This window comes from Flavivirga eckloniae, from assembly GCF_002886045.1.
Taxonomy (GTDB): Bacteria; Bacteroidota; Bacteroidia; order Flavobacteriales; family Flavobacteriaceae; genus Flavivirga; species Flavivirga eckloniae.
Genome location: NZ_CP025791.1, coordinates 4,445,408 through 4,471,521 on the forward strand (window position 1 = coordinate 4,445,408; position 26,114 = coordinate 4,471,521).

General features: G+C 36.3%; 15 protein-coding genes. All 15 read right to left on the reverse strand.

Translation table 11 applies throughout. From position 1 onward, the window contains the following. Window positions 1-7: 7 nt before the first annotated feature. Window positions 8-1,552 (reverse strand): sulfatase family protein, encoded by a 1,545-nt coding sequence (locus C1H87_RS18390; RefSeq protein WP_102757220.1) that lies wholly within the window; start codon window positions 1,550-1,552, stop codon window positions 8-10. Window positions 1,553-1,558: 6 nt separating this feature from the next. Continuing rightward, entirely contained in the window at window positions 1,559-2,395 is an 837-nt protein-coding gene (locus C1H87_RS18395; protein WP_102757221.1) for a LamG domain-containing protein, read from the reverse strand. A 14-nt stretch (window positions 2,396-2,409) separates the two neighbouring features. Beyond that, window positions 2,410-3,117 carry a fibronectin type III domain-containing protein gene (locus C1H87_RS18400; protein ID WP_102757222.1) on the reverse strand — a complete coding sequence of 236 codons (708 nt, stop codon included), beginning with the start codon at window positions 3,115-3,117 and terminating at the stop codon, window positions 2,410-2,412. Then, on the reverse strand, window positions 3,114-5,651 hold the full coding sequence (locus tag C1H87_RS18405) for a T9SS type A sorting domain-containing protein (RefSeq protein WP_102757223.1): 2,538 nt from the start codon (window positions 5,649-5,651) through the stop codon (window positions 3,114-3,116). The genes C1H87_RS18400 and C1H87_RS18405 overlap by 4 nt, the downstream gene beginning before the upstream one ends. A gap of 97 nt (window positions 5,652-5,748) precedes the next feature. Then, window positions 5,749-6,660 (reverse strand): alpha/beta hydrolase, encoded by a 912-nt coding sequence (locus tag C1H87_RS18410; RefSeq protein WP_102757224.1) that lies wholly within the window; start codon window positions 6,658-6,660, stop codon window positions 5,749-5,751. Between the two features lie 35 nt (window positions 6,661-6,695). Beyond that, window positions 6,696-7,844: an acyltransferase family protein gene (locus C1H87_RS18415; RefSeq protein ID WP_102757225.1), complete on the reverse strand. Its 1,149-nt coding sequence runs from the start codon at window positions 7,842-7,844 to the stop codon at window positions 6,696-6,698. Window positions 7,845-7,955: 111 nt separating this feature from the next. After that, complete coding sequence (locus tag C1H87_RS18420) at window positions 7,956-9,533, reverse strand: alpha-L-fucosidase (RefSeq protein WP_102757226.1); 1,578 nt, start codon at window positions 9,531-9,533, stop codon at window positions 7,956-7,958. Window positions 9,534-9,703: 170 nt separating this feature from the next. After that, entirely contained in the window at window positions 9,704-10,588 is an 885-nt protein-coding gene (locus tag C1H87_RS18425; RefSeq protein ID WP_102757227.1) for a 3-keto-disaccharide hydrolase, read from the reverse strand. Window positions 10,589-10,644: 56 nt separating this feature from the next. Continuing rightward, a complete protein-coding gene (locus C1H87_RS18430) occupies window positions 10,645-11,778 on the reverse strand; it encodes a glycoside hydrolase family 117 protein (protein ID WP_233783467.1) in 1,134 nt (377 codons plus the stop codon). A gap of 116 nt (window positions 11,779-11,894) precedes the next feature. Continuing rightward, window positions 11,895-13,514, reverse strand: coding sequence for a ThuA domain-containing protein (locus tag C1H87_RS23590; protein WP_233783194.1), 1,620 nt, complete (start codon window positions 13,512-13,514; stop codon window positions 11,895-11,897). Window positions 13,515-13,519: 5 nt separating this feature from the next. Next, on the reverse strand, window positions 13,520-15,748 hold the full coding sequence (locus C1H87_RS18440) for a glycoside hydrolase family 3 C-terminal domain-containing protein (protein WP_102757228.1): 2,229 nt from the start codon (window positions 15,746-15,748) through the stop codon (window positions 13,520-13,522). A 32-nt stretch (window positions 15,749-15,780) separates the two neighbouring features. Then, window positions 15,781-17,355, reverse strand: a complete 1,575-nt coding sequence (locus tag C1H87_RS18445; protein WP_233783196.1) for a sulfatase family protein — start codon at window positions 17,353-17,355, stop codon at window positions 15,781-15,783. Between the two features lie 279 nt (window positions 17,356-17,634). Then, on the reverse strand, window positions 17,635-18,333 hold the full coding sequence (locus C1H87_RS18450) for a T9SS type A sorting domain-containing protein (RefSeq protein WP_102757230.1): 699 nt from the start codon (window positions 18,331-18,333) through the stop codon (window positions 17,635-17,637). Between the two features lie 139 nt (window positions 18,334-18,472). Then, window positions 18,473-21,775, reverse strand: a complete 3,303-nt coding sequence (locus tag C1H87_RS18455; protein ID WP_102757231.1) for a VCBS repeat-containing protein — start codon at window positions 21,773-21,775, stop codon at window positions 18,473-18,475. A gap of 53 nt (window positions 21,776-21,828) precedes the next feature. Beyond that, window positions 21,829-25,863, reverse strand: a complete 4,035-nt coding sequence (locus C1H87_RS18460; protein ID WP_102757232.1) for an FG-GAP-like repeat-containing protein — start codon at window positions 25,861-25,863, stop codon at window positions 21,829-21,831. Window positions 25,864-26,114 lie beyond the last annotated feature (251 nt).

Here is a 26,114-nt window from a genome sequence, read left to right on the forward strand (position 1 = left end):
AATAAAGTTATTTAGTGTTTTTATTTATGATTTCTTGAAGCTGCGCTTCAAACTTTTCTACTTTTTCAGGGTGTTTTGATGCAATGTTTATAGCTTCGCCAGCATCTTCACTTAATAAGTAGAGCTGTGGTTCTGTTAAAAACCCGGCATCGATTCCTTTTTCGTTAACCCATTCGTAACCTTTTTTGCTTTTTGGTTGTATGTACTTGTATTGACCAGATCTTAGGGCATAGGTATAGGCTTCTTCTAACATTAACGCTCTTCCTGTTTTGGATTTACCAATCCAGGCATTCCAATGATCTTCACTATCCAACACATCGGTATTAGGCGTTTGTTGCGTCATTGCAGAAACGGAAGCCAATAAATCTACTTGGTTCATTAAGGCGTTGGATTCTCCCGGTAAAATAGTTTTTGGCCAATAGGTAATTGTTGGTACTCGTGTACCTCCTTCTAAGATACTATATTTACCACCACTGAAAGGACCTGCGGGTTTATGTTCTCCTAAAAGTTCTACGGCATTGTCTTCATAACCGTCATTAAGTACAGGGCCGTTATCACTTGTGAAAATAATAAGCGTATTTTCTGCTATTCCCAGGTCTTTTACTTTTTTTATTATTTCTCCAACTACATAATCTACTTGTACAATAGCATCACCGCGTGGTCCCATTTGGCTTTTGCCCTTAAAATCGGAGTGAGGTAGTCTTGGTACGTGTATATCGTGAAATGAATAGAATAAAAAGAATGGGTTTTTAGCATTTTTTTCTAAAAAGTCATGTGCTTTTTTATTAAATACATATGGAAAGTCTTCATCTACCCATTCGGCAGATTTACCGCCTCCCATATAGCCTATTCTACTTATACCATTCACTATAGTTTTATTATGTTGCGGGTCTGCAGCTTGTCTGCGTAGCTCTGGGTTTTCTTCACCGGTTGGTCTGTCACCAACTTTTTGGTTATAACTTACTTCAATAGGATCGTCGGTCGATAGGTTTATAACATGCCCATTTTCTAAAAATACGGTTGGAACGCGATCTCCGGTGGCAGGAAGCAAGAAACTGTAATCGAACCCAATTTCGTTAGGACCTGGTTGTATTTTGGTATTCCAATCTATATTTCCGTTACCTAAACCTAAATGCCATTTTCCAACAACACCTGTTGTATATCCTGCCTTTTTTAGGGTTTTAGGCAATGTAGATCTGTTAGGATCGATTAATAGAGGAGCGTCGCCTTTAAGTACAGCGGCTTTATTTCTAAAAGCATAATTTCCGGTTAGCAAAGAATATCTGGAAGGTGTACATGTTGCCGCAGCGCTATGGGCATCTGTAAACCTTAAACCATTTGCAGCCATGTTGTCCAAATGAGGTGTTTTTACCCTTTTGGCTCCATAGCATCCAATATCACCATACCCTAAATCGTCTACATACAGTATAATGATGTTTGGTTTTGTTATTGGATTTTCTTTTTGCGTTGCCTCTTTACTGGATTTGTTATTATTGCATGCCAGTAATAAAGCACATAAAACTATTACGCTTAGTTTTAAAATTTTTGTCATTTTTTGTTATTCAGGTTTTAAGGTGTATGATCTCACCCAATCATAATAGGTTGTATTTTTTGAGTTATCTGCTAATTCTTCTGGGGTAGGGGGAGTTTCCCAATTATATGTTTCTGTTACTAAATGCATATACATTTCTCTATTGAATGGTTTGTCTCTAAAGAATGTACTTGGATTCATTGTAAATTGATATTCGCCATCTAAGTATATTTTTATGGTATTGGCATCTATCCACCAGCATCCATAAACATGATAAGCTTCATTTGCAGGAGGATCGATTTCTGTGACTTTACCTCCGGCAGATTTTACTGTTCTTTCTCCATTACAATCTGTATGGAATATATGTGTATTGGAGTGGAGTTTGGTTCTAAAGTCTAAATCTCTTTTTTGATGTCCTACAACTTCCACAATATCTAATTCCAATTGTTCGAATGGACATTGGCTAGAAACGGGCTTGTTTTTTAACCAGAAAGTGGACGACATTGAAACGCTTGACGCTTTCATGCGCGTTTCATAATACCCATAAAAGGCATCTTTTGCGACTGATGCTACGGCGCCTCCTGCTATATTATACTTTTTATCTCCTTTTAGCACGGAGTTTTTAATTTGTAGGTTTCCATCTTTTACAGATACCGAATAGGCTCTGAATGTAGCTGGAGGTCTACCATGTACCCAGTAGGGGGATCTGTCAAACCATTTTGTTTTATCTAATTTTTCCTGATTAAATTCATCTGAAAATTTTTCATTCTTAACCCATTTATACCCTTTGGGTGCTTTAGGTGGTTGTGCCTGAAGCAAAGAAGGTATAATGAGTAGAATGATATAGAATATAGTTTTTTTCATTGTTTAAGCTAATGTTACTGCGTTCTAAATTCAAAAACTGGGGATTGAGAGGTGTTTCCGTGTCCATCCTTTGTAACGACCTTCCAGTAGTATACGGTATCGGGGTTTAGATTGGTACCCGAAGCGTTGGAACTGGAGGTATTGGTAAGTAATGTAGTCGGCGGGTTGGCCGTATCCAGATACACATCATAGGATTCGATATCATTATCGATATCGCTTCCCGTCCACTTTAGGTCAGGGCTAGTAACCGCTAGGCCTCCCATAACCGGGCTAACCAGTTCTGCAGGGAACGGTGCATGATTTTCAACAGGCGCCCCGGCATTATAGAACCTCCATTTAGGGCTGATGGCCGTTTGTGTAGAACCATTGACCTTAGAAACGACAAGCCATGCATAAGGCACACCCCTTAGTATGGTTTCCTGTACCGTGGTACTCTGGGTATTTACATTTTTAACCGTATTGTCCAGCAGGTTTTCTATAACCAGGGTATAACTATCGGTATTCTCGGATGCTTCCCACTCGAAAGGAACGGTGCTCATTTCATCAGAAACAATAGTTCCCTCGTTACACTCAGAATTTTCAAGAGGGAAGAGCAGAGCAGCCGCCTTGGGCGTTGTATTGCCGCCTCCATCGCCACCGTCATCGCTACCGCCACATCCGGCAATAATTAAAAGGACAAACAAATAGGCTAATGGTTTTATATGTTTATTGTAATTTATCATTTCTTAATAATTTTAGATTGAGAATTAACATTAGGGGCTACCACATTAACAAAGTACAGACCGGCAGTAAGGCCTTGCACACCAATAACTAGGTTTTGGGTATCCCTGTTCACACTTTTTTGAAGCACTACCTGACCGGTAGAAGAGATGACCTGGTAGGTAACGATTTGCTCATCACTATCAGGGAAGGCGATGGTAAACTGGTTATCTACAACAGTAGGAGCTACCGTAACACGATCGAAAAGGAAGATGTCCTGTTTGTGCTGTCCCTGGCAGTCCTTGTTAGTGGTAACCTCCAGATTATTGGAACCTTTGCTCAGCTGTAGTGTTACCTGGCTTTTGTCTGTAATAGTAAGCGCACCGTTTAGATTAATTCTATAAAGCTGTCCGCCTTTTAAATTTAAAGAAACGGAGCTTTTAGATTTATCTACCTTCGTTAGTACAGATAGATTCTCAGGTTCGTCAATTACAACAGTATATTTAAGGCTAACACTGGCATCTGTTGTAGAAGTAACGGTTACATCATAAGTTCCTGTTGCTAGGTCTTCAATGCTATATCGTGCTGAAAAATCGTATGTTGCATCTACGCCATTTCCGGTTACATGAACTTGATAATTGTCTTGAATCAATGGGTTAACGGTTATGGCTCCGTTATTTTGATCTGGACATGCATTTCCGGAGCTCAATACGCTTACTCTATTTTTAGCGGTATCGAACTTTTCAACGGTTAAGATTAATGAACTAATTCTTCCTCCTGAATCTGGGAATTCAATGCTTACTTCGTTATTTGTATTTAATACGTTAGCAGGAAAAGGAATATCTATCATGCCAAAGAAATCATCCCGACCTACCTGATCGTAACCTCTCCAATTAACTGGCATAGGAATATTTTGTCCGTTTACTTTTACTATAGGTTGTTTGGATACGTTGTGCTTTCTTCCAATACTCATTCTTAGGGTAGCATAACCATCTCCAGTTGTAACGTCATTAAAATTATAAATAATAGGGGTGTTAGCGTTTATGGCCTGCAAGTAATCAAGTGTGTAGTAGTTTTTAGCCCTTAAAGCGTTATCAAATACAACTGGATCACTAAAGTTATACTCTAAAACAACTGTTTCGTCTTTTATTAATGTGATTGTAGAAGGGGCAGTTGTAGTGGTGTTAATTGATAAGTCTGGCATGGCATTAACATATACTTTTAATGCTTTGGTTTTTACGTCAACGAAATTAGGAATGTCCGAAATCATTTGTAAATCAACCGTTTGTTCGTTTTCATCCAGGTTACTTAGTGCCACATACATTTTGTTACCATCAACAAAAGCATGGGTTTGTATATCCGGATTGTCGCTTTTAATTAAAACACGTTTTCCCTTTACATCTTTCCATAGTTCGTAAAACATTATTCTAGGGCTGTATTTCCATCCTGCAGGTGTAGGATCTCCAATATTTGTTGGTATCCATAGGGCCGGGGTATAGGGTTGGTAGTTATTTGCGGCTGTTATATGCCAGGTGGCTTTCCCAACCATAAATGGAATTGAGTTGGCTAAACGGTCTTGCCTGTCTAATAAGTTAAAGAGGATATGATTTATTGAAATCATGGTTTGCGAACTTGCAATTTCGCTGTAATCAGGACCATACCCTTTTTCTATAGCACCATATTCTGTAATAGCATGTGGTTTAATGGCTCCCCATTTTATAAAACTATAGTTTTCTATTAAATCCAGAATAGCTTCAGAATTACTTCCTGAACGCTTTGTGTCTTGTCCTGTTATATTGATACCATCGTAGAGGTGGGTAGAAAATCCGTACATATTATCTCCAGCAGTATCCATAAACATTTTCATGTTTTCTTCCCAATGGCCAAAATCATTTAATTCCATTGATGGCCACGCTGATGAGTATCCCACAACTTTCATATTGGCTAGTGCAGGGCTATCGCTAATTCTTTTAGCTACTTCGTTATAGAATTGAGCCATTTGAAGTTTTATACGGTCATTTTCTGATGAATTCCAGCCGCCTGAATAAAAGTCGTCTGCATGCACAAAAGGCTCATTCATAACTTCAAAAAATTCTAATGCATTACCGTTGCTTTCATAGTCCTTAAAGTATTCTACAGCCCAATCTGCTGCGGCATTTAGATCTAAGCCATCTAGAAATGCAGTACGGGGATGACTCGTCATTACCCAGCCTTCTTTTACATCTCTTACATCATTGTTTCCAGGACGGTCGCCAGGGTATACACCGGCTCTTCTTTCTGACGCGGTGTTGCTGGATGCGTTAAAGGCATAGCCATAAGGCCCCCAAAATTGTCTGCCTCCTGTTACATTATAGTCATTCCTGAACGTAGTGGCGTCTGAATCGCTACTGGCATCATGAACGTTAAAATACTTGGTTCTGTCTAATTCGGATTCGTCCCCTATAAATCGCTCGCAATTTATATCTATTCGAACTGTTGCGTTTTGCGCCTTGACTTTTACCGTTAAGTAAAAGGCAAATAATAGTAGGATAAATGTTCTATAGTATTTGTATTTCATACAATTTTTTTTAAAAATTTGGCAAATACAAAGTTACCTCACAAGTAGCCCTAGGGGAAGGACATATGTTTTAAATGGTATAACGAATGTGTTTTTGCTACTGGTTTTTTAACCATTTGTCGAGTAGTGCTATCCAGTTTTTTAAATGGGGATTGTTTTTACCGAAAGCGAAGCCATGACCGCCTTTAGGGTAAATATGCATTTCTGTTAAGACATTGTTTTTTTTGAGAGCTTGAAAGAAAAATAGTGAATTTTCTATAGGAACAATATTATCGTCGGTAGTGTGTAAAATAAAGGTAGGGGGTACTTTGTTATTTACTTGTAATTCATTTGAATAGAAATGAACTATTTCCTTAGAAGGATTTTTACCTAATAAGTTAAACTTAGAGCCTTGATGTGTTATGGCGTCTTTCATTGAAATTACGGGGTAGATCAATGCCATAAAATTTGGTTTTGCACTTAAGTTGTCAATATTATCCTGGTTTTCATAGCTTTTGTAGTCGTAATGGGTGCCAAGTGTAGCGGCTAGATGGCCTCCTGCCGAGAAGCCTAAAACACCTATTTTGTTTTTATGTATGTTCCATTTTTCGGCGTTAAAGCGTATTAGTTTTATGGCGCGTTGTACATCCTGTAATGGCGCTAAATGGGGTTTGATTATTGATTTTGACTTTGGTAGCCTATATTTTAAAACAAATGCTGAAATGCCTAACGTGTTTAACCATTTTGCAAAGTTTGTGCCTTCGTGATCAAAGGCTAAATTGCCATAACCACCACCTGGTAAAATTAAAACAGCTTTTTTTGTTGAAATGTTTTTTGGAGCTATAAATACTTCGAAACTTGGTACTTGTACATTGGAAATACTTTTTATGTTTCCAATTTTTACAATTTCCTGCTCGTTGGTTTCTTTTTGATTTGGAACTGTTTTCCACAGTGTAATAACAGTTTCTTGTGCTAATAGGCTAAATGATATTAGGGAGAAGGTGCAAACAAAAAATAATTTTTTTAACATGTGGCTTCCAAATTGTATTGATTCGTTAAATCTGGTTAAGATTTAAATTTATTCTTTATCCATTTACGTGTTGGGGCTTCAAGGTACTTAAAAGACAGATAACCAATAAGAATGACTACAAGTATAAAAATAATGTAATAGCTTCTAGTTTCAAATAGGGAGTTGTTAAATGGTCGTAATATGCCGTTTACTTTTTCATTTCTATCTAGCATAAAGTAAAACGCAATTAAATTGATTATAAACATATGCCATATGTAAATTGAAAAGGACCAATCACCTAATTTCCTTAGAATTTTAAATGCATAGAGTTTATTGGTGAATTTACTTCCGTAAGCAGATGATAGTATAAGCATCATGAATATAAAAACGGTAATGGTATCGTACCATGATAGATACATGGATATAGCGCTTAATATTAGTAAGGAGGCAAACATCCAGCTTTTTCCAAAAATATTTTTGAAGGTTGAGAATTTATAAACTTGCCAAACAATCATTCCTGCGATAAACCCAACAATACCACGAAGTGTTCCCCAGTGCCAATTTACATCTAAATCTTTTTTATCTGGGTTAGGGGGATAGGTTAAAAAGGGCTGCATAGGTGCGAGAACAAACTCAATAAAAAACCAAAGAGCTATAACTAAGATTAGCCCTAAGATCCATTTTTTGTAACCTATTTTCTTGAAAGCTATAAAGGCAAACGGAAAGATCATGTATGCCCACCATTCTGCACTTAAACTCCATGCGGGCATGTTCCATGTGGCAAAATCGAAAATACCTACGGTTTCTAAAAACAGTAATTGTACGGGGATGGCATCTAATCTGTATATGTGCTGATTCCAATCGCTTAATAATTCGAATTTCCCAACATATAAATAGGCTAAAAATAAGCATACCTCTGCCGTTAAGACTAAAAAGTGCAAAGGGTATATTCTAGCAAATCGCGCAATTAAAAAGGTTTTATAGCTTTTTTTTGCAATACCTTTATTGAAAGTGTCTTCGTATACATAGCACATTATAAAACCACTTAAAATGAAGAATAGGTCAACCATTAAGTAGAGCTTATTAATAATCCCGCTTTCCTTGTCTAGTATGATGGCTCCCAAAAAGAAATGGAAATGCAATGTGGCTACTAAAATAGCGGCAATGCCTCTTAAAGAGGATAGATTATGTAAATAGGGCTTCATACTTATTGATTAAAAAAAGAGGCTGTTTCAAAAGTTATGGTATTCAATACGACATCGAACTTACTTTTAGAAACAGCCTCTTTTAATTTTTCCTAATATAGAAAAATGATTCTATTTTTTAGGTGTTATCTTAAATGAGAATGCATGTTTGCCCACTTGTTTTTTAGGTAGTTTTATTTTTAAGCCTTCTGCATCTGTTTTAAAATCTAAATGCCCTTCGTTTCCTAACAATTCAATGGAAGCAATGTTTGTTTTAAGTAGTTCGTTGCCTTCTTTAAACGATGTTATGGTTAGTTCTTCCTCTTCTGGCCAGTCTAAAACTATAGCATATAAAATATCTCCTTTAGTTGTAAAGCGAATATCTTTAGAAGTATTGTCTGCATTTTGGTTTTCGCTTAAATGACCTTCTTTTACCTTAGCATCACCTTCGCCGTATATTTCGAAAGTTCTTGTACCGTAAATAGCTTCGCCATTTACTTTTAACCAAGCTCCCATTTCTAAAAGACGTTCTTTTACAGGCTCTGGAATTTCACCATTTGCTTTTGGAGTTATGTTTAGTAAAACGGCACCGTTTTTACTAACTACATCAACTAAAAAGTCAACTAATCTGTTCGTGGATTTATAATCTGGATCGCTAATATGTGACCATGACTTCCAATCGATAGAATCGTCTGTTAACCATGGAAAATCTTTCTTTTCGCTCATTCTTGAACGCTCAAGATCTAATACAGCAGTTCCTTCTTTAAAGTCTTTGAATTTGTATGTTGATACGACTTCTTTTCCGTTTTTATCTGCTGTGTTGTAGTAGTGCTCTAAAAATTCTTTTCTGTGCTCTTCGCTAACAACATCCATTTTATTGTCGAACCACACTAAATCCGGATCGTACTTTTCAATGATTTCTTTTAATCTGGCTAACCATTCGTCATTAAATTTCTTGTCTGCCAATGGGTAGTATTTCTCAACACCATTTTCAATTTCATGGTTGCTACGTGGCATTTGGTTGTCTCCTTTTTTTAACTTAGGTCCGTATAAACCAGCATATTTAGGATCTGAAGCATCTGTAGTTTCATCCCATGTTGGGTACCATCCGAATAACCATTGACGGTGATAGGTAGCAATAAATTTCATATCGCGTTTACGGATTTCTTTTGATAGTTCTCCCATAACATCGCGTTTAGGACCTTTATCTTTGGCGTCCCATTCTGTAAGATCACTATCCCACATGGCAAAACCATCTGCATGTTCAGACACTGGTCCTGCAAATTTAGCTCCAGCCTTTTGAAATAAATCTGCCCATTCTGCAGCGTTAAATTTTTCGGCTTTGAACATTGGAATGAAGTCTTTGTAACCAAATTTATCGAGTGTACCATATGTTTTTACGTGGTGGTCGTAAAAAACACTGGCCTTACCATCTTTAGCTTCTGGATTGTCTTTGTTTACATACATCCAGTGTGCATACCATTCGTTTTCGAACTCTGGTACGGAGTATGGCCCCCAGTGGCAGTATATACCAAATTTAGCATCTAAAAACCATTCTGGAGTTTTATGTTGTTTTAGTGATTCCCAATCGGCAGAGTATTTTGCCTCTTCCTTAACTACTACAGCAGTTTCGTCTTTTTTGGTCTCTTTACAAGCAAAAAGCATAACAGATATAGTGAGGATAAAAGTTACTTGTTTGATGAATTTCATTTTATGTTTATTAACGTTATTTTGAATAGTGCTAATGTATTTATATAATATTTTTCTAATGAAACCATATGAATTATATTATATAACAAATGTCTAATAGTAAAAATATCAATATTCATTAAAGGTTTGATACTTCAAAACTTAAGCGGTCTTATGCGTTATATGAAGTATTAAGGGGCCGTTGTTTTATATTTTTTTGGTAATTTTTTTATAGGTTTTATTAGAATGTTTTTATAAAACACTTCGGCTGCTTCAGATTGAATTTGAATTTTTCCTTCGGTCATGGGTGTCCAAACATTATCGATTTTCGCTTGTGCATTTTTTACAACCATGACTATTTCTCCGTTTAATACGTGAATGGCCATGTTTTCGAAACAAATAAGTTCCATGGTATTCCACATTCCGTGTTCTTTTTCCGGATCCCCTGGTTTATAACATCTACCTGTTTTAAAACCTTTGCCCCAACTAAAATCTACTAATGGTGCATTGGGATCAAAATAAAACTTATTGCCTTTTTTTACTGCAGTAGCTTGTGCTTTTACATTATCGTCGCCTATGGTGATAAAATCGCCACAATCTGTTTGTTGTACTTCGCATTCGAGGCTTGTCATCCAAACATTCCAAAAATCTGTATAATCGCCAATGCTGTGATACAGCACACCGCTATTTCTTTTTTTGTTTAGTCGTGGTTCCCATTTTTTATCGCCCCATTTAAATTCCCATTTTAAGTGGTAATTTTTATAGGGCTTTTTTGTTACAAGTCCTGCAAAAATTTCTCCTGATATTTTTAAAATATTCTCTCCACCTTCTTCAATTATGGTGAATACTTTTTTTGGGTCTTTATTCAAACCTATTGGTGTCCCTTTAGTTACATCGTCAAATTTTTCATAGCCATCAATTTTGGTAGAACTATGAGGTGCTCCCATAAAAATATCCCAGTCGGATAACTTATTCTCTAATAAATTATACCAGGCTGTGGTGTTTTGGGCTACTATTTTGTTTGCTGAAATGAATATGAAACAACTGTAGATTAATATTGTAACTGTTTTTTTCATGTGTTTAAAGTAAGATGTTTTTAGCTAGCAAAACCAGTAACCCCAAATAACATGGATTACTTTTTAGTTTTTACGCCTTTGGCTACATGTTGTTTTTTATTCCATGTTGTAAATCTTCTAATGTATTGATAATCTGAATTTTTATATTGATGTGTTAATCCCCATCTTAAAATTTCGGTAGGGTTCTTTTCGTTATCAGCAGTTCTGTTTAAACCAATGGCGTGGGGCGCTCCTTTTACCACACCTTTTATTTCGAAATTAATACCATCTGGCGCCCACTGTACTGTGTTTTTCTCAGGACCGTCTGTTGTTATTAAAGATGCTATACCACCATTATAGGGCCAAACACAGATTTCATGACCACTATTGCTAATTGGGTTATATGGCGATTTTATATAGGGACCTTTGGGGTTGTCTGCTATAGCAACACCATGTCTTATTTGACGCCCGCCAAAGGTTATGGCTTCTCCCATTTGTTCTCCTTTATAGTATAGGTAGAACTTTCCTTTGTATGGTAATATGCAAGGGTCGTGTACTTTATGGCTATCGAAATCGCCTTTTTTCTCTACGGCGAATCTATCTTGTTCTTCACCTTTCCAAATACCATTACCTGCCGGACTTAGTATGGGGGCTTTGCTTTTTGTCCATGGTCCATTAGGAGAATTGGACCAGGCTAAGCCAACTTGATTTTTAACTCTAACCGTATAAGGTGATTTTACTGTTTGGTAGCATAGATAGTACATGCCTTCGTGTTCCATAATTTCTACAGTAAACACAGAGCGATCATCGTAAGCACCTTTTTCGCCGCGAGGTACGGCCATACCTTCTTCTTTCCATGTCCATCCATCTGTTGAGGTTGCATACCAAATATCACATCTGTCCCAAGGGAATACTTTGTCGTTTTCTACATCGCCTCCAAAACCTTGAGAAGGCCCCGTACTTTTACTATACCAAACATAATATTTTCCATCGTGTTTAATCATGGCACTTGGGTCTCTTCTTACTACGCCTTCTTCATAAGCTAAGTCGCCTTTTAAATCTGCTACATTATGTTCGAAAAACCATTCGTTTCCTAAATCTGTTGGCCATTTTAAAGCTCTTTTTGAAGCTGCACTCAATTTGTCTTTATTGGTGATGCCTAAAAAGTCCAATTTTTCATCGGAAATCTCAACTTGCGTGTTTTTCTGTATGGTTTCTTTTTTTTCTTTTGGGTTGCAGTTAATTAGTACCAGTCCTGTGCCTATGTACCCTATTAGTATGTATATTATTCTTTTCAAACTGCCTTGTTTTTGCTTTTTCGGTTGGGTTATTTTTTATTTAAACCTGCGGGGAATTTAGAGATGGGTTTAATTTGTATATTCTTATAATAAACTTCTGCGGCTTCCGATTGAATTTGAATTTTACCCCTTGTTACCGGAATCGTTTTTCCGCCTATATCGTAACGGGCATTTTTAACTCTGTTTACTACTTTGCCATTAACTAAGTGAATGCTTTCATCTCCCAAGCAATATATTTCAAGTGTGTTCCATTCTCCGTTAGGGTTTTCGTGTAATTCAGATTTACTTGCTTGTCCAGATTCAAAACCTTTGGCCCATTTTAATGGTGTTAATTTTCCTTTTGGGTTGTATACAAAATAAGGTTTTCCGTTAGCATTTAGCTTCCTATCGGCAGGAACATCTCCATAAACATCTCCTAAAGCTATAAAATCACCACAGTCGCCTTCTTGTACCTGAAACTCCAAACACGCCATCCATACGTTCCAAAATGCCCCGTGAGGTCCTTTAGCGTGATATAAAATACCGCTATCTCTTTTGTCTTTTAATCGTGGTTCCCATTTTTTTTCGCCCCATTTAAATTGGGTTTTAAAGTGATAGTTGCTGTATTCGTTTTTGGTTGTTAACCCGCCATATATTTCTCCTGTGATGTAAAGGATGTCCTCGCCATTTTCTTGTATAACGGAAAATACATTTTTAGGGTCGTTATTTAGCCCTAATGGTTTACTGGTTCTTACGTCATCCGACTTTTCAAAATCTATATCAACAGAGGTATGAACGCCTCCCATCCAAACATCCCATTTGGATAGTTTAGAATCTAATAGGTTTTCTCCCTTTTTAGGAATCTGGACATTTGTTTTTTTCATGGCCCAAAGCATACCTTGCTTTAGGTGCTCTAGAAAGTCGTTATCCTGATATGTTTCTTTTGTATGCCCCATACCTGTATAAAAAACTCTTCCTCCTTCGTAGTGCAGATACCAGGAAATTGGATGTTGCATCCCCATTTTTTCACCTTTATAACTGGTTTCATCTAATTCTAGGATAACATTAACGTGAGATGCCACAGGTTTTCTGAAATTATACCATTCGTCAAATTTTTGGAAGGTGTCTTTGTAGTTTCCAATGGCTGGATGATAACATTCCGGATTAACTTTTACGGTAGCTAGTTGCTGCTTTGGGTGCGATTTAAACTGGGCGCCTACCATTTGTTCGTAAAAAGGCCAATTGAATTCTGTATCGCTAGCTGCATGAAGACCGACATAGCCACCTCCTTGGTTTATATATTTCTCAAAAGCTTTTTCTCCTGTTTCATCCAATATGTTACCTGAAGTGTTTAAAAACACGATTAGCTTAAAATCATTCAGTTGCTTTTCGTTAAAAAAGAGTGAATCCTCAGTTGTAGTGATATCCCAATTGTTTTCTGATGCCATTTTTTTTAAAGCAACTATGCCGTCAGGGATGGATTGATGTCTCCAACCATTTGTTTTAGAAAATACTAATATTTTATCTTTTTTTATGGGCTCATGTAAAGCTAAGGCTTTAGAAGCATTATTGTTATTGGCTTCTTCGTTTTGTTTTGCTTTACTGTTGTACGAAGCAAAACAAAGCCCTAAAGTTGCTATTAGTATTAGTTGCTTTAAAAAAAATGGCATATTGTTTATAATTTAATTGTTGTTTTGATTGATTTGGAGGCACCTAATGCTTCACTGCGCTTTGATGGTAAAGAACCGTTTACGTAAATTGTGTAGTCTCCTTTTCTAGTAACTTCTTTGCCTTCATCATCAAATTGGTTGAAGGTTTCTTTTGATAGGTTAAAAGTTACTGATTGTGTTTCTCCTGCTTTTATAAAAATACGTTTAAATGATTTTAAATCGTAAATAGGATCTTTGGAACCAGCTAGGGGAGAACTAATGTATAATTGCACAACTTCTTCAGAGTCTATTTTTCCTGTGTTTGTTACTTTTACGGTTGCTTTATAATTATCATCAATTTTAAGGTCTTTATATTCAAAAGATGTGTATGATAGACCAAAACCAAATGGGTACAAAGGTTCTTCTGTCATGTACTTATAGGTTCTTCCTTTCATGTTATAATCTTCGTAAGGAGGTAATTGGTCAACTGATTTTGGAAATGTGATCGGTAATTTTCCTGAAGGGGCAACATCTCCAAATAACACATCGGCAACGGCATTACCACCTTCTTCACCAGGATACCAAACAAAAAGTATAGCTTCAACAATATCGTGTAATTCTGGAATGGCAATTGGGCTTCCTCCTGTTAAAACCAATACTAAAGGTTTTTCTGTTTGACTTTTTATTTTCTTTATATAATCTATTTGGTTTTGAGGCAATTTAATATTTGTTCTATCTCCTTTTTCGCTTGATGCCAAAGCTTCGCCTTCTTCACCTTCTAATAGAGCGGAAATTCCCATAACCGCGATACAAACATCTGATTGACCAGCTTCTCCTGTAGACCAATCTATAGGGTTTACATTTTTTCTGAACGGTAATACTCCGGATTTGTAATTAATACTTGTTCCTGGACTTACTTTACTTACTATACCGTCTAAAATAGTTTGTGTGTTACTGGTTAAACCGTAGTAATTCCCTAATAAAACTTCTTCGTTTGAGGCATTAGGACCAACCACATACATGGTACGTGTATCTTTTTTAAGTGGTAACAGATTGTTTTCGTTTTTTAATAACACTATAGATTTTTGAGCAGCTTCACGGGCTATTTTTCGGTGATCTTCTGAGTCTATAACTTCTGCAGTGATTTTATCGTAAGGATTCAAGCCTATTGGATCGAACATGCCTAATTTAAATCTGGTAAGCAGGTTTTCCTTTAGTCTTTTGTTTAATAAATCTTCGGTGATCAGCTTTTGGTTTAAAGCATTTTGCAGTACTTTATAAACATTTCCACAGTTAATATTGGTACCACTGTGTAATGCCAAGGCAGCAGATTCTTCTGGTGTTTGGGTTACTTTATGAAATGCATGGAAATCTTTTATGGCACCACAATCTGATACGATGTATCCATCGAATCCCCAATCTTCGCGCAAAATATCTTGTAATAGATATGGGCTACCACAGCAAGGTTCCCCTAGTGTTCTATTGTAGGCTCCCATAACACCTTCTACATTAGCTTCCTGAACGAGAGCCTTAAATGCTGGTAAATAGGTTTCAAATAAATCTTTTTTATTAACGACTGCATCAAATTCATGACGAAACTCTTCTGGTCCACTGTGTACTGCATAATGTTTTGCACAGGCAGCGGCTTTAATATAGTCTGGATTATCGCCTTGTAAACCTTTTACAAACGATACGCCTATTCGGCTTGTTAAATAAGGGTCTTCGCCATAAGTTTCCTGTCCGCGCCCCCAACGTGCGTCTCTAAATATGTTTACATTTGGCGACCAAAAAGTTAAACCAGCATATCTACTTCTGTTATTAATTTTAAGTGCTTCGTTGTATTTTGCACGGGCTTCGTCGGATATGGCATTTCCAACACGATGTATTAATTCTTCATCAAAAGTAGCTCCCAGTGCTATGGCTTGAGGGAACACCGTGGCTCTACCATTACGAGCTACACCGTGTAAACATTCGTTCCACCAATTATACTCAGGTATATTTAGGCGTTCTATGGGCGGACAGACATCTAACATTTGCGAACACTTTTCTTCTAGGGTCATTTCAGCAATTAAAGTGTCTACTCTTTTATTCAAAGATAACGAGGTGTCTTCCCATGGGTGTTTTGGTTTAGGTAATTTGGTTTCTTCTTTTGCAGTAGTTTGAGAGGTTTTGCTATTGTTCTCTTTACAACTGTAAAAATTGAAAACACTTATTGCCAATAGAGCTACAGTAAGTGTTTGAATTGTTTTTTTCATAAAATATTATATAATTGAGTTAATCTATTTTGTTAATCGTTCCAATGCGCGTCGATAACTTTTTGAATATGCGGATACTTTTCTCCGTCTTCTTCATTGAGTTCTTTTCGCTTTGCAATAAGTTGTTCTTTTAAGTTGGCTATAATGTCCTTATATGCTGGATTTTTGTATGCATTGTTCATTTCTTTTGGGTCTTTTGTTAAATCATAGAATTCCCAAGCTGGAGGTGTATGCATTGTAAATCTATTCCCCCAACTGCTTTTGTTCCATTCGGCGTCCGGATTATCTGTATCTACCCAGTATTTGCCGTAATAGAAAATAAGTTTATGCTCTTTTGTTCTAATGCCAAAGTGAGCAGGGTTAGCGTGCGCATGGGCCATGTGCATCCAATATCTGTAATATGTAGATTGCTGCCATCCTTCGGGTTCTTTGCCTGTTTCTAGAATGTGTTTAAAACTATGACCTTGCATTTGTTCTGGTGGTGTTCCGCCAGCCATTTCTATTAAGGTGGGGGCAAAGTCGGTGTTGTTGATTATAGCATCGGTTCTGGTGCCTGCTTTAATTTTCGCTGGATATCTTACAAAAAATGGCATTCTTAGTGATTCTTCATACATCCAACGCTTGTCTACATAATCATGTTCCCCTAGCATGAATCCTTGGTCTCCTGTGTAGACTATGATTGTGTTTTCATAGAGTCCTTCGTCTTTTAAAAATTGGATCATTCGTGCCACATTGTCGTCTACGCCTTTTACGCAACGTAAATAGCGCTTTAAGTATTCCTGGTATGTGGCATGGATGTATTCTTTTTCAGACATGAGTTCATGAATTTTTTGCTCTGGATTAAAATCGGGATCGGAATTCTTAACAGATTCTTTATTCCAGGTTCTCATGCCTTTGTTTCTAATGATATTTCTTCTGGAAACAGACGAACCTATATCTCTTACGAGTTCTCCATTTACACCTTGTGTAGCAACAGAGCCGTTGTTGCCATTATGGTACATGCTTGCAGGTTCGGGGATGTAGGTGTCTTCTAAATAGTCTTTATAACGTGGCGCATATTCAAAATCGTCGTGTGGCGCTTTAAATTGGTACATTAAAAAGAATGGCTTGTTTTTATCTCTTTTGTTTTTAAGCCAGTTTATGGTGATGTCGGTAACTATATCCGAACTATGGCCTTTATACTGCTTGCCTTCATAGTTTTCATCGCTGGGGTGGGCATAATTCATTCCGGTTTCGGTCATCCAGGGATCAAAGTAGGACCCTTGTTGGCCGTGGTGCGTGAAGATGTTGTAATAATCGAAATTGGGCTTAGATGTTAAATGGTATTTGCCTATTATGGCTGTTTGATAGCCTAGTTTTTTAATTTCTATGGGTAGGTATTGGTTTTCGGTTGGCAAAACACCTTCTAAATCCAATACACCATTGGCTTGACTATGTTGACCTGTTAGAATAGCAGCTCTACTTGGGGTGCAAATCGAATTATTTACAAAGCAATTATCGAAAATAATACCTTCGTTTGCTATTTTGTCGAGGGTAGGGGTTGGGTTTAACTTTGCGAGTCTGCTGTTGTAAATTCCAAAGGCTTGAGATGTATGGTCGTCTGCCATAATATAAATAATATTTGGCTTCTTTTCAGGCTCTTTTTTTTGAGTTTTTGAGCAAGAATTATTCAATATCAATAGTACCAAAAAGACAAGACGAGGTATTCGATTATTGGTCATTTTCAAGTGTGAATTTATTAGTATAAATATCGGGTATTTATTTGATAAGCGTTATAACATATTTAATAGATGTTACCACATATGTTTTATTTTGAGAGAAAATGTTGTACAAAAAAAGCTTGCAACAAGTTGCAAGCTCCTTAGGTAGGGTGTTGATTTTGAGGGCTAGTTTTTAATGAACTTGGAAACGCTTCCTGTATTTGTTCTTAAAAAGTATAATCCTCTTGCTAAACTTGAAACATCCATATTAGTAAGCTGATTAAAGCTTTTAACTTCTTTTCCTGCTACGTCAAATACTTTGGCAGATTTAATATCGTTGTTTCTTGTTGAAATGGTAATTGTACTTGCTGTGGGGTTAGGCGAAACAGAGATTTTTTGAATACCAATGTCATCTGCTGATAATGTACCATTAATAGTAATATAATTTTGAGCAGGTAAAGTAGCGGTAAAGCCAGAGTCAGAGTTTGAAATTCTTAGGCGATACCCTCCAGCATCTTCCCCTACACCAAAAAGTTCTGATGCTTGCATTTCAGTAGTTGTTTTGAAATTAGAACCGTTAAGAACATTTGCAACAGCACCAGCTGCGTCCATAATTATATCTGCTGATAAATCTGTTCCGGCTGGTAAATCTGCTCCGTGTGTTACGGCTTTTTTCCATTGTTGACCCCATGGTGCCGCATTTTGTTGAACCCATAATTCTACAGTAATTGAACCACCAGGGATAACTGCATCTGAAGTATAAGTAATAGGAATTGTTAACGAAGTTCCTGTGTCAAATGTATTACCATTCCAAGATAGGGCGTCTTGAGCAAAAGAAATAGCTGCTGCTAAAAAAGCAGTTAAAAAAAGTAATTTTTTCATCATGTAATTTATTTAAGAGTTAATTTAAGTTACCCAATATTAAAAAATGTATTAGTGAAATTGCTGTATAAATGATTCATTTAGTAGAACATATGTTTTTTTACTAATAAATACTAATTTTTATTGTAAGTATAATCTTTCGTTAATTGGTTGAGAAAATTTTTGTTGTATTGTTGTTAATAGCAGTGAGAATAGCAGTTTTGCTATTTGGAAGTTTTATTTTCTGAATATCTTTAACGTTATATGGTGCAAAAAAACCACTTTCCAGATAATTTAAGGATTTAAATGTTCCTGTTTTTGTGCCAAGCATTAATAGCCCGACAGATGCATCTGCTCTGGTTGTTTCAACTTCTACTTCAAATTTGTTTCCTGCAATTAGTATATCGTTTATCCCGTCTTGATTAAAATCTTCTACTGTAATACCATTAATTACAGAAAATTGGGCTTGAATGGGTAACTTTTCTATAGTTAATTTGCCGCTTTTGTTTTTTAAAATAATGCTTGCAAATTCTTTAGCTTCGTATTTTAAGGCTTTATTGTTTACATCTCCAATTATTTGCGAAATATCTGCTTTAGCAAACTCCTGATATGTCTTATATTTTTCTCCTATTCTTGGCATTTGCTGTGAGGTACATTGTTTACCTCTAATTGGAACTTCTCTATCCTTGTAATGCTTTGCTAAAAATATATCGTTTGTGCCATTTTGGTCAAAATCGTTTGCATATACAATAAAAGGTTTTTCCTTGCTTGCACTAAACTTATAGTTTAAACCTAAATTACCAACTACAAAATCGGTATCTCCATCTTTATCTATGTCTGATGCTACAATTTTATTCCACCAACCATTTGTGTTTTCTAATCCGTATTGGTTGGTGACATTTTTGAAAATTTTGTTTTCCAGTTTAAAAATGGTGATTGGCATCCATTCACCAACTAAAATTAGCTCGTTGGTTTGGTTCCCATCTATATCACTCCAAACCGCCGAAGTTACCATGCCAATGTTAGATAGTTCTGGTGCTATGGTATTGGTAACATCTGTAAATTTACCTTCTTTGTTTTCCAATAAAAAGCTTTTAGGTGCATATGGGTAGGTCTTTGGGATTAAACGTCCACCAACGAATAAATCTAAATCGCCGTCGGCATCAAAATCTAAAGGAACTACAGCAGAACCGCTTTCGTTTAATTCTGGAAGGTTATTAGATTTATTAAATTGACCTTTACCGTTGTTTATGTATAATCGATCTTGTAGGATAGGGTCGTGTATTTCAAATTCATTGCCACCGCTTACAACGTATAAATCTAAGTCATTGTCTCCATCTGCATCAAAAAATGTAGCGCCTACATCTTCATGTCTGGAGTCGTTTTTAAAAGCAGGTTGTTTTTTTACTTTGAATTTTCCGTTGACTGTTTGAATATAGGTTTGTCCGGATTGATTTCCGGCACCGCCCACATAAAAATCTTCTAAACCATCACTATTAATATCTCCAACAGCTAAACAAGGACCGTTTTGGGATAATTTGTGTGGTATAAGTATTTGATCTTTAAAATCGTCATAAATATTCTCTTTATGAACAAATGGTTGCTCAAACATTTCAGAAGTAACTTCGGTTAGTATTGGAGAGACAGGGAGGGTATTGTTTTCTGCTTTTTTTGCATCGGTGTAGTTAATTGTAAGCAGTTGGTTAATGGTAATGTTGTTTAATATATGTTCCTTACCGTCTGGCCAAAGAATTTGAATGCTGTCAATCTGTTGCGTCTTTCCTAATCCAAAATGGGCAATTGGTTCTACAGATGACAAATAGCCTCTTACGGTTTTAAACTCTTGATATTGTATACTGTCGTTATAGAAAAGGGTAATCTTATTCCCCAGACCAAATGAATTGTTTTTTGATCCTTTGAATTTTATTCTTAGGTAGTTGTTTGATGTGTTTTCGGAATTGTTTTTATAAATAAAGGCCTGGTCGTCTATATTATTGATGATTAAATCTAAATCGCCATCATTATCTAAATCGGCATATGCAGCTCCATTGGAGAAACTGGGTGTGTCGATACCCCATTTTTTTGATGTGTTTTCAAATTTATAGTTCCTTTTGTTTTTAAAAATGTAGTTTTTTAGTTTGTTTGAAGGGAAAAAATCAACAATCTCCTGAATAATTTGATCTTTGGAAATGTTGGGATTAACGCCTTTTTGAGTATACTCTTTATATTTTATGGAGGCATCACGATTCCAGATATCCCTTTTATAGCCATTGGTTACAAAAATATCTTTATACCCATCGTTATCAAAGTCACTGCCCAAACAAGACCAGCTCCAATCTGTTTTCGAAATGCCAGATAGCTGTGAGATATCGCTAAAAAAACCATTCCCTTGATTAAGGAGCAGCACATTGTGCATATATTGATTATGAAGCCCCTGATCGAGATAAAAATTATATTCTTCTACATTCATTGTAGCCATGTTGGTCTTTGATCTCACATAGTTTTCCGGCGACATGTCGAGTTCGATAATATCCTCTAAACCGTCGTTGTTTATATCAACAATATCTACTCCCATACCGTAAAAAGCAACATGATTTGTTCTCGTTTTTACTTCATTTTTAAGGGTTTCTCCTTTGTTATTGATGTACATATAATCGTGTTCATAAAAATCGTTTGATACAAAAATGTCTTTATAACCATCATTATTAATATCGGAAACTGCTAATCCTAAACCATACCCTAAATTATCTTCTATACCTTTTTCTTTTGAACTGTTTACAAACTTTCCGTTGTTGTTGATGTATAGTTTATCCCGGTAATTGTCGTTATTCTGATTTTTTAAATTGATGTATTGTTCATACGATAAGAAAAAGTCTTTGGGTCTGTTTATTAAATACATATCGAGGTCGTTATCATTATCTACATCGAAAAATGTAGCCATCATAGAGAACCCTTTGTCAGCGAGCCCATAGGCTTCAGCTTCTTCTTTAAATGTGTTATCTCCCTGATTGATATAAAGCAAATTTCCCCTTAAATCTTCGGGCTCATTCCAACCTCCTTTGCATATATAGATATCTAATAAGCCATCTGCATTAACATCTGCCATAACTACACCATTGTGCCAAGATTTTTTACTTGCTATACCAGATTTTTTTGTGATATTTTCGAAGGTGAAATTTCCTTTGTTTATGTATAGATGATCTTCTACCTGGTTTCCTGTAAAGTAAATATCTGGCAGGCCATCGTTATTGATGTCGCCAACAGCAACGCCACCTCCGTTGTAAGCATAATTATATACTCCAAAGAAGTTATTCATATTTTCTGAGATACGATTATTAAAAGTAATGTTGGTCTTTTCACTTTTAATTAATGAAAATAATGAATCATTAGAAATGGGCTCGGTTTTTTGCTTAGAACAGCTTACAGCGAGAATTACTAATAATAGTATAGTTGTATATTTTAACATAATGAGAGAGTTTTTATGCTTTTTTAAAGTTTTATGGATTAATTATAAAACGTCTACTTTTTTATAAGCATTCTTGTTTGGTTATTAATTTTAAGAACATAAACACCAGATGATAAGGTGTTTAGGTGGTTTAGCTTCGTCTTTTTTGTGTCAGAATCAAATACTTTCCCTTTTAAAGGAATAATACTCCCTTTCATATCTACTAATTCAAAGAGATCTGTTTCTAATGTATTGGTAACATATAAAACTCCATTTGAGTCTATTGGATTTGGATAAGCGAGATAGGTTGAGGTGTTCGTTTCCTGTTTAGTTTGTTTTTGGAAATATTTTACTCCAAAATTAAATGCTTTAACTCCTATCTGGGCTCCTATTAATCGTCCTGGGATATCATCTGCAGGCGGATGGATGCCACCCCATATTCTGGATAAACTGCATTGATCTGAAGCATCTCTATAGGTAGCCCATTGTAATTTTACATCAACACTTGGACCTTCTTCGAAAACCAAAAACTCATTTTTTCGTGCAATAAACTCACCATAACCGCCTGGGAAATATTCGCTTCCGGTTAGTAAAGTCATGACTTCTGCAGCTGCTCTGGAATACGTGGAATGCCCCGATACATAACCTGCAAAAGGAGGGGTTACAAAACTGGGGCGTTGATATGGCCACCAATTCTCTGCCAAAATCCATCCTACACCGGCATTATCTGTATCTGGATTGTTTATATAATCAGGACCTTTCCAGGTATATAATTTAATTTTCCCTATGTTTTCTCCATTTCTGCCTTCAAGTGCATCACCGGCGTTTACAACTTCTATTAAATCTTCTTTTAGAGGAATACCTGCAACATTATAATTATCTAGAGACATGTCTGAGCTTTGTCCTAAATCTGCCATATAACGAATTGCAGAAATAGGTCGAATATAATCGTACCATCCTTTTATACTCCAAGCCGATATGGCGGCATCATGCATGGTTCCACCCAGAAGAAAATAGGACTTTACATCCCATTCCAGAGGATCTAAAACATTACCTTCTCCTCCTAATTTCTTTTCTAGTAATTTGTGGTCGCTCACATAATTAAGTAAAGTAAACCAATGTCCTGGTGGTGTTTCAGAATCGGGACCATCGGCCCAAAATTCCGCAAGCACTCTGGCGTAATCGCCTCTGGGTACTAATTGTTCTTCGTAGGGAGCATTGGTATATGGATTTGTATCGTGTCCATTGCCAATATCACCTCCTTCAATTAATTTGTAAAAATCGGGGTGATTTGAAAAATGCTCCGGAAAATTAGCAATATCGATATTGCCAATGGATTTTGGGGAAATGTCCCAAAGCACATTGTCGTTTGGATCCAGGTGTGACCCCCAAATAGATACTAAAGAAAACCCCCATTTATAGGATTCGCTGGAGGAAGTCTCATTGTTTAAGTCTAAATAGGGGGGAGGGCTGGGGTCGTGGTATACAAAGTAGTCATTGTTATTTCTGTTAAACGTATCTTTTACATCATCATCAAGAGAAAAGGGGTTTACGGCACCCCACTCGGGGCTTAAAAAGGCTGGTGTCGATCCTGGAATCGGGTTACCGCTTTGGTCAATAAACTCGTTTAAGCTTAAGGGTTGCCAACGATTGGGATTTGTTAGGCTTGGGTTTCCTGACTTAGTAGGGAATAAAGAGTTGTTTACTGGTTCGTAAAAGGCATTATTGTAACCATTTAATTCTCGAGAACCATCTGTATTACCATAATCTATAATTGTTTTTGCTATAAAATTACCTAAGGAAGCAGCATTTCCGTCTGAATAATCTATGGAGTCTGCTGTTAGGCTATAATCCAATTGATTCATTATAAAATCGAACAACTCTTGAGATTCCTCATGGCTTGGAGAGTTTTTAAATCTATGCGACAACAAGCGGTATGCAGCATAACTCATTGCTTTAGCTCTGGCATCGACGACATTTTCATTTGGCATAAATCTCACATATTTACTATTAAAATCATGCAATGTTTTACCTATTAAGTATGTTTCTGAATTGTTATCGAACAAGGCCCATGAATCGTATAGCGCCACACTAGTATGAAATAAGTTTCTTGCATGTACCGTAGGTCTGGCGTAATCACCCCGTATTGCCATTAATAGTGCTTCATTCCATATGCGAGCAATGGAATGTTCGTTTGAAAGTGATGATACAGACAGGCTAACCTGTAAAATAACCAGCTCATTAGAACATTCAGTTCCTGTTTCTCTTACAGATATGGTTCCTGTTTTCGTAATTCCCCATTTTACAGATATGGAATTGGTTCCATGTCCTTCTATTATTTCTCCTCCGGTAATATTCCAATTAAGACTACTATTTTCGGATGTTGGTGTATATGCGTAAGATTCTGTTTTTAGAACTCCTGAATTTGTATTTCCTACGATTTCGTTTGAGGCAAGATATTCGCAAGAACCATCATCATCAATTGCTTCTGGATCGTATGTACAGGAATTAGGGTCTGTGCAGCCCATTTTTTTGTTTACTTGAGGGATGTTATAGTCGCTAAACCCACTACCTTCTATAAAAAGTATAGCATCATTGATTTGAAAACCTGAATGGTTTTCGACTAATCCGGAAGGCCATTTAATTGTGATTTCTTGAATTTCGGAAGCGGTTCCCAAACCAAAATGCATGGGTTTTAGGCTTTGCGATAAATAATTAATTGAGGAGTTATGGCGATGTATTACTCCATTGTCTGTTTTTAAGGATACTATCGCACCTATGGCATCCCTATTTGAAGTTGTACCACGCAAGGCAACTTTAAACCATTTTAAATCTTCACCAGATTGGGAATTAATACTTTTGTTTTCGTAAAAATGGGATTCTTTATCACTATTGGTAACAAATAAATCTAAGTCCCCATCGTTGTCGTAATCAAAAGCAACAGGAGTTGCGCTAGTGGAAGCATCATTAAGGTTAAGTTGCGCAGAAAAATCTTGGAACGTATTACCGCCTTCAACATATAAATTTTTAAAATAGTAGTTTTGTTGTTGTGCGGGAATACCACTCTTAAATCCGTTAGTAATAAAAATATCTTCATCGCCGTCCAAATCAAAGTCTGCGAAAATAGGTCCCCATGACCATCCTGTGTCTACAACACTATTTTGTAAAGCCAAATCTTCAAAAGTGTTATCACCTTTATTGGTTAATAGGGCATTGGTTTTAATAGTTGCTATATAAAAATCAAAAAAGCCATCATTATTGTAATCGCCAATAGCCATACCCATATCATCATGTTTACTGTCGAGACCATATTGAGAAGCTTGATCGCTAAACGTATTGCCTCCAAGGTTAATAAAAAGGTCATTTGGTTCGGTAAAGTCTTGACTAACATATAAATCCATCCAACCATCACTATTAAAATCGAAGGGAATAGACATAAAGGAACTTTTACTTGGAATATTTCCAAAAAAAGAAGATGTGGCATTTTCGAATGTTCCATCACCTTTATTTATATAAAACGTGTTGGAATTACATGCTCCCCAGTCGCATATATATAAATCCAGAAAGCCATCATTATTAGCATCGAACCATGTGGCGCCTATATTTAAACAACCATTAAACACCTCGATTCCTGCGGTCTCGGTTACATCAATGAATGTTCCATTACCTTCATTGTGGAATAGTTGTACTTTTTTGGCATGAGTAAAAAAGATATCTGGAAAGCCATCATTATCATAATCTCCCCAGGATACCCCATATTTAAAACCATCTGCAGCACCGTTTTGTGAAAATGTGCCGTCTGGTGAAAGTAAATTTACAAGTCCGGAGGCTTCTGTAACATCAGAAAACGTTCCATCACTGTTATTTCTGTAAAGCTTGCTTTTTGTATTTTGTTTTGTGTCCAAGTCTTTAGCTTTAGCTACAATAAATATATCTAGATCTAAATCGCCATCATAGTCTGCAACTGCAACACCATTGTTTTCGTTTAAACTTCCTAAGCCAACGATATTTTCAATTCGTTGAAAAGTTTGTGCTTGTATTGAACTTATACAAGTAAAGTATAGTATAGATGTAAATAATAGAGAAAAAAATGCCTTTCTATTTTTCATTACCCAAATTTTATTTAATCTATGGTTAGATTTGTTATAAATTGATAATAAACACTATAATGAAGAGGCCTTGTTGTTCCGAACTAGGGACGAAGAGGCATCTCATTATGTTGAGAGGTCCTGTAGTTCATGTTTCGATTTGTTCGAATGTTAATCAACTATTTGTATTTTAGTTGATTAGTTTTGTTTTTTGGGGTAGAATACGTCTAAACGGACGTTAATATAGCTAAAAAGTTAACTATATTATAGGT